3 protein-coding genes are annotated in these 3,144 nt (G+C 71.2%); all 3 read right to left on the bottom strand.

Annotated elements, in window-relative coordinates; genetic code table 11:
• Positions 1-212, bottom strand: a 212-nt coding sequence (locus tag F3J10_RS35055) for an NrsF family protein (protein ID WP_167243998.1), incomplete at its 3' end; no start/stop codon positions are given.
• Positions 209-781 carry a sigma-70 family RNA polymerase sigma factor gene (locus F3J10_RS35050; protein ID WP_025102107.1) on the bottom strand — a complete coding sequence of 191 codons (573 nt, stop codon included), beginning with the start codon at positions 779-781 and terminating at the stop codon, positions 209-211. The genes F3J10_RS35055 and F3J10_RS35050, both read right to left, overlap by 4 nt.
• A gap of 554 nt (positions 782-1,335) precedes the next feature.
• Positions 1,336-3,144, bottom strand: a 1,809-nt coding sequence (locus F3J10_RS35045; protein ID WP_167243997.1) for a 7TM diverse intracellular signaling domain-containing protein, incomplete at its 5' end; no start/stop codon positions are given.

Below are 3,144 nucleotides of genomic sequence, written 5' to 3'. Positions count from 1 at the left end.
GCGATCGCCAGCGGCAGGGCCACCTTGGCCCAGAACAGCGGCGTTTGCGCGACCGTCGCCAGGTCGTGGCGCAGGCCGAGCACGGCCAGCATCAGCAGCAGCGCGCCGCCCGCGCCGATCGCGACGGCGGTCGCGAAGCGCTTGGCGGGCAGGTGCGGGTCGACGGGCGTGACGCCCGTCGCCAGCATGGAAATCAGTTCATCGGTCTTCATCGTGTTCCGCGTATCTTCGCGGCCAATGCCTTCAGGCCGCGATGCACTCCGATCTTGACGGCCGATTCGGAAAGGCCGGTCATCCGCGCGGTCTCCGCCACGGACAATCCCTCCAGCTTGACGTGCACGATCGGCAGGCGTTGCCGGTCGGGCAGGGTGTCGAGCAGCTGGCCCAGGTCGCGCCGCGCCTCGGACGACTCCAGCTCCGGCGGGGCGATCCACTCGGCCTCGTCGTCGAAGCTGTCGTTGAGCGCCTCGTGGCGCGACCAGGCGCGGAAGTAGTCCACCAGCTTGTAGCGCGCGATCGCGTGGACCCAGGCCGTCAAGGGTTCGCCGGCGCGATAGGTGTGACGCTTGTCGTGAATCGCCAGCAGCATCTCCTGCACCAGGTCCTCGACGTCGGACGGGCGGCTCGCCAGCCGGCGCCTGACGAAGCCGCGCAAGTGCGCGGACAAGGCGTTCAGGAAGCGGCGGTAGGCAGCCTCGTCGCCGCCCAGGCCGAGCAGCAGCCATTGCCGCAGTTCCTGCTCGGTGCGTTGTCGCGCGGCGCTGTCTTGAGTTCGTTCCATCCGTGTCGGCGGTTACACCGGGCGCAAAAAATTTCGTCGATTCTACGACGGCGACGGGACGGGAGGCGTTTCTTGTGGGGTCAGGGCAACAAGGCGGGTCGCGGGCGAGTGGCGCGCGAGTGGTACGAAGCGGGTGCCGGGGCGGCTCGGGCGGCCGCGGCAAGGGCCTGGCCGGCGGTCTTGGTGAGCCGGCCGACGCTGCCGCGCCGGCCGGTCACCGCCTCGTGCCAGAGAATGACGAACGATGCGTGTCTTCAGGGCGCATCGTCCATCGCATTCGCCTGCCGGGCCGGTCGCGCCGCGCGCTGCCGCCGGTGTCGGCCCGTGCGGCGCCTTGCTCGCGCAGCGCTTCCTTGCCTTGGCAAGCGAATGTGCGGGCAGATTAACAATCCGCCCCATGGGTGCCCATCCCCCGAAATTGGTAAGCCGGTGAACCATGCCGGGCGGCCGATGTCGCGTGGCGCGCGGTGGGCTCGAAGGTGGGTTGGAAGATGGCGCGAGCCTGGCCGGAAGCTGTCGGTAGCGTGGCGCCCGGCTGTCGTTCGGGCGCTCGCTCAGCCGGCGCCGGCGGGCGTACCGAGCCCGGGAATGCTCACCGTCAGCCGCGTGCCGCTCGCGTCGGAGGCGATCCGCAGCACGCCGCCGAGCCGGCCGACGCGCGCGCGCAGGCTGCGCATGCCGATCCCGCCGTGCAGCGTCGGCGCTTCCGGGTCGAAGCCGCGGCCGTTGTCGGCGACGGCCATGCGCAGCCCCTCGGCGTCGTGCACCACGGCGATCTCGATGCGGCTCGCGCCGCTGTGGCGCAGCGCGTTGGTGGCCGCCTCCTGCAGCACGCGCATCACGTCCAGGCAGGTCGCGTTGGGCAGGTGCAGGCTGTCGATGCCGGCCAGCTCCCAGCGGCAGTCGATGTCCTGCGCCTCGAAGGCGCGCGCCAGCCGGTGCCGCATCGGCGCGATGAAGCCGTCCAGCGAGCGCGTGCCGGCATGGTCGAGCGAGGCAGAGTCGATGATGATGCGCAGGTCGTCGCGCAATTCCTTCAGGATGCCGAGGAAACGCGCCGGCGGCATGTCCTGCGGCGCGTGCTCGAGCGTGGTGATGCTCGACACCAGGGTGCCGCCCAGCCCGTCGTGCAGGTCCTGCGCGAGCGAGAGCCGCTCGTTCAGGCGTGCATTGGTGACCTGCAGCGCGTGTTCGCGGTCCAGCGTGTCGCGCAGCTCGCGCTTGGCCTCGGCCACCGCGCTGGTCAGCTCGTGGTTGAACTGCTCGATGCGGCGCAGGTTGGTGACGAAGCGCCAGGCCAGCACCAGCGCCATCCCGATCATCTCGAACTGCGCGGCGATCGAGGTGTAGTAGACGTTGTCGCCGAGCACGCCGAGGAAGGTCAGCAGGTCGTGCATGCAGGCCAGCACGAAGACCAGCATGCAGCCCGACAGCGCCAGCCGGTCGGCGCGCGGCCGGCGCAGCGAGAACACGATGAAGGCGCTGCAGCAGCCGATGAAGGTCAGCGCGGGCAGCAGGGCGATGGCCGCGCGCACCGTCTCGATCGAGCCGCGCGGCGCGAGCAGCATGGCCAGCGTCTGCGCCGCGGCGAGCAGCCAGAGCAGGCGCTCCAGGCGCGGGCAGCGGCGGTTCGCGAAGCGCAGCGTGAACATCGCGAAGCTGACGCTGAACAGCACCACGGCGATCGACATGGCCGCTTCCCAGCCGTCGGTGCTCGCGAACGGCCAGGGCGAGGTGGCCGCCTGGTTCATCTGGAAGCACCACCAGGCCATCGACTGCAGCCCGAACCAGCCGTACAGGCTCTCGCGGCGGCGCATCAGCCAGAGCACCACGAAGAAGCAGCCGAGCGTGGAGGTGACGGCCAGGCTGTAGAGCTGCAGGTCGCGACGCACCTGGTGGGCATGCGCGTAACGGCGCTCGACCTGCGCGGGAGCGCCCACCGTCACCGGGCCGAGCCCCGGCGCGTAGGCGGCCAGGCCCGAGACGCGCACCAGCAGGGTATTGCTGCCGGCCACCAGCAGCGAGGCCGGCAGCAGCCAGCGGCGCGGCATGTTCCAGCTGCGGCTGAGCGGTTCCTTCAACTGCGGGTCGGCGGCCAGCAGGCTGCCGTTCAGGTAGAGCGCGCCCGCCATGTTCACGTAGTCGATGAAGGCGGCCGCCGGCGCGTCGCCGAGGCAGGCGCGGTCCCAGCGCAAGCGGTACCAGACCACGCCGTCGAAGCCGGGCCAGCGCGAGGTCCAGACGTCGGGCAACTGCACGCGGATCCAGCCGGCGGCGGGCGGCGCGGTGTCGTCCCAGCCGGCGGCGCGCGCGGCTTCGGTCTGCAGCGCGCAGTCGGGCGGCTCGGCGCTGCAGACCGAAGC

It is taken from the genome of Burkholderia sp. Cy-637 (assembly GCF_011753175.1).
In the GTDB taxonomy this organism is placed as follows: domain Bacteria; phylum Pseudomonadota; class Gammaproteobacteria; order Burkholderiales; family Burkholderiaceae; genus Burkholderia; species Burkholderia gladioli.
Note: the sequence above shows the minus strand (reverse complement) of the source record. Positions and strands in the feature narration are given on the sequence as shown.

Bases quoted from the DNA above. Each gene is read 5' to 3' on its own strand.
- F3J10_RS35050 (WP_025102107.1), bottom strand. From the start codon at position 781: ATGGAACGAACTCAAGACAGCGCCGCGCGACAACGCACCGAGCAGGAA.